Source organism: Flavobacterium sp. T12S277 (genome assembly GCF_048514875.1).
GTDB lineage: Bacteria > Bacteroidota > Bacteroidia > Flavobacteriales > Flavobacteriaceae > Flavobacterium.
Genome location: NZ_JBLYEG010000051.1, coordinates 1 through 3030 on the forward strand (window position 1 = coordinate 1; position 3030 = coordinate 3030).

Sequence of the window (3030 nt, forward strand, 5' to 3'; positions counted from 1 at the left end):
TGCCATGCATAATTTGGCTCGGTTGGGATGGAATATAGATCTACAAAACCAGCGGAAGCAGACGTATTGGAACCCTGAAATTTCCCACCTGTCATTCTTTTTTCTTGTGATTCTTTTGGGTAATACCTAATATTGGTAACAACCTTTGCCGTTCCAAGATCTAATCCAGTATAACCTGTATCAGATTCACTGGCATCAAAACCTGTATTTATGTTTCCGTCAAATGCTTTATCATATTCAGAACCAGCTGCATAAGAAGCAGTACCAAAAGCAGTACCCGTGATTTTATTACAAACAAAAGTAACCCTAACAGTTACTAAGTCGGAGCTTTTCTTATTTCCCAGATTGTCATAAGCCACAGCAGTCAGCTCATAATTTCCGGACAATACGTCATTCCACGAATAAAAATATGGAGAGGATACGCTTGTACCCAGTAAGGTAGTTCCATTATAGAATTCTACTTTACTAATATTTCCTGAACTTACGGTAGCTGTTGCATTGAGATTGATAGTAGCTCGGTCACTAAATGTCGTATTGTTGACAGGTGAAGTCAGAGCTACCGTAATGTTACTTGGCGGAGGAACCAAATCACTCTGCCATACGCCTCTTCCATAATAATAAACATTCAATACACCTTTAGAAATGCCATCATTATAAATATCCATATCTTTCATGTTGCAAATTATAGGTAGACCCGAAGAGTAATTTATCCAGGATGGTTTAGTATTGTCTTTGTAATAAACACCCAGGGCATAAGAAGCATAGATTGCCTCATTCGTACTTTTATGATCAGCTACCACCTTTATTTCTGTTGCTTCAGGAAACCCTTTTGTAGCTGTCCATGTTTCCCCTTTATCGGCAGAGCGATAAATAGTATTTCCAAGTCCTAAGTATACAACATCCGAATTAGGTATAGGAGCTACAGAACCTGTAGTTGCAGTAGTAGGGAGCGTTTTCTCAACAAAAGAAGCATCAGTCATTGCATTGTCCGATCTGTATAATGCAGGTAAATCTGTAAAAACATATAAACGATCTGAATTGCCAGGATCTGTCTGAAGGTCTTTTATTGTACCAGACGGTACGGTGTAAATAAGTGTCCAGGAAGGAGAAGCTGAAGTTAGATTCGTGCAACGATAAACTTTTCCGGCATTAGCGTGGTAAGCAATATTGATATTTGCCGGAGTGAAAGCAAATTTTCCGCGAGAGGGCGTTTCTGGTAGATTCAAAGATGTACCAGAGCCCGAAGGATAAGGACGTCTTTCTCCGTCTGATTCCTCGTAGTAATAATTACTTGAATAATCAAACCACATAGATGGTCCATAGTCACCTCCTATGTTATTATAAAAGGTGCCGTTATTGTAATAAAATCCGCCATTATCCTGTGCTCCTATATATAGTAGATTCCTGTTCGTTTTACAGATGGCACCATGATAAATTTCAGTAGCTGCGATACCATCAGACTTTGGAGTCCAAGGCCCTGTTCCATTAGCTGTATTGCTCCAAACTCCACCATCGTTGGCATTCCAAAGCTGACCGCTAACATAAGGATCAAATAAAATATGATGTTGGTCGGTATGAATGTCCCTTGTCCAATGGGATTGTTGCTTTACCCAGGTAGCACCTGAATCTGTAGAACGCCATATCAGATGAGCACATACATAAAGCTCATCTGGATTAGCAGGATTAACCTCTAAATCAAAATTATAATTTCCCTGACCCTGCTCATTATCTCCCGATGTCGCATATCCAGCAATCCATTCTGCAGTCGAACGCATACTCGTAAAGGTGCTTCCTCCATCTGTTGATTTATAAATTTCTCCTATAGTTTTAGCACCAACATTAGCAACATAAACAACATTGGGATCGGCTTCACAAACGGATACTCTTGTTCCGTTAGCTCCAAATACAAAGGCATCAGAAGTGATTTCAGCCCAGCTGTTACCGGCATCAAGAGAACGGTAAAAACTTTGAGAAGCCGCTGCATACACTATCCGACCATTTGTGCCTGGCTTGTAACAGATATCCTGAAAATTAATATCAGTGCAGATTTCAAACTCCAATTAGCCCCCCCGTCTGTCGATTTATAGATACCGTTATCTGTAGCTGCAATGATAGTATTGTTATCCGTAGGAAGAAAAAGCATGTCTATAACCAATCGATTCCCCATTCCGGAATTAGATACTGTCCAAGTGGCTCCTCCGTTGGTCGTTTTATAAACACCCATACCAGCTCCATAATAATTTGCCTCACCTGTTCCCCAATAAATCACCTGATCGTTGGTAGGATCTACCGCTATGGACGCAGACCCTGTATTAATAACCTGATCAGTTCCTAAAACATTCCAATTAAGGCCTTTATCATTACTCTGGTATAACCCTCCAGAAGCACTGGCAACATACATTTTGTTAGGATCTGTCGCGTGAAATTTAATCTGACAACAACGTCCAATACCGTGTACCTGACCGATGGTTTTCTCCGGAAAAGGTATAGGTCCAATATTTTTCCAATTAGGACTTTGGGCACTTGTAAGGTTAAAGAAAAAAGAAAACACAAGCAACACCGTAATACGTAGATTTGTTTGCATAGATTATTTTTAAAATTGGAGGTAATTAGTTTTTCTTTATTTGCCTGCTTTGTAGTTCTTGCTGAACCATCTCCTGAATTTGATCCTGAGTCATTACTCTTCCGTCAGATTTTACAAAACCTTCGTTTTTGATTTTCCAAAATTTGAATTTCTTAAAATCTACGGCGTACTCAAGCGATTCCTTTTTTAGTTTTCTATTGCTTTTAAAGAGTCTGGAAAAAAACGATCTTTCTTTCAATTCTTCCAACACTTCTTTTTCTCCCTCCATCAATTCTAATGGATTGGGTTTTCCTTTCCAAAATTCCTCAAAAGCAACATTTGTTTCATAGAAATTAGCATTAGGATCAGTCATCATTTCTTTCCATTTCGGATTTTCACGAAACTCTTTCAATTTTTGCTTTCCAATCTGAGATTGCGCAATCGACAATTGCAAAAAGAACAACAAT

At 39.1% G+C, this 3030-nt stretch carries 3 protein-coding genes; all 3 read right to left on the reverse strand.

Annotated features, from left to right (window positions below):
* On the reverse strand, window positions 1-1988 hold a 1988-nt coding region (locus tag ACN1CN_RS22625; RefSeq protein ID WP_419137933.1), incomplete at its 3' end, for an Ig-like domain-containing protein.
* Complete coding sequence (locus ACN1CN_RS22630; RefSeq protein WP_419137935.1) at window positions 1988-2584, reverse strand: WD40/YVTN/BNR-like repeat-containing protein; 597 nt, start codon at window positions 2582-2584, stop codon at window positions 1988-1990. The genes ACN1CN_RS22625 and ACN1CN_RS22630, both read right to left, overlap by 1 nt.
* A gap of 25 nt (window positions 2585-2609) precedes the next feature.
* On the reverse strand, window positions 2610-3030 hold a 421-nt coding region (locus ACN1CN_RS22635), incomplete at its 5' end, for a hypothetical protein (RefSeq protein WP_419137937.1).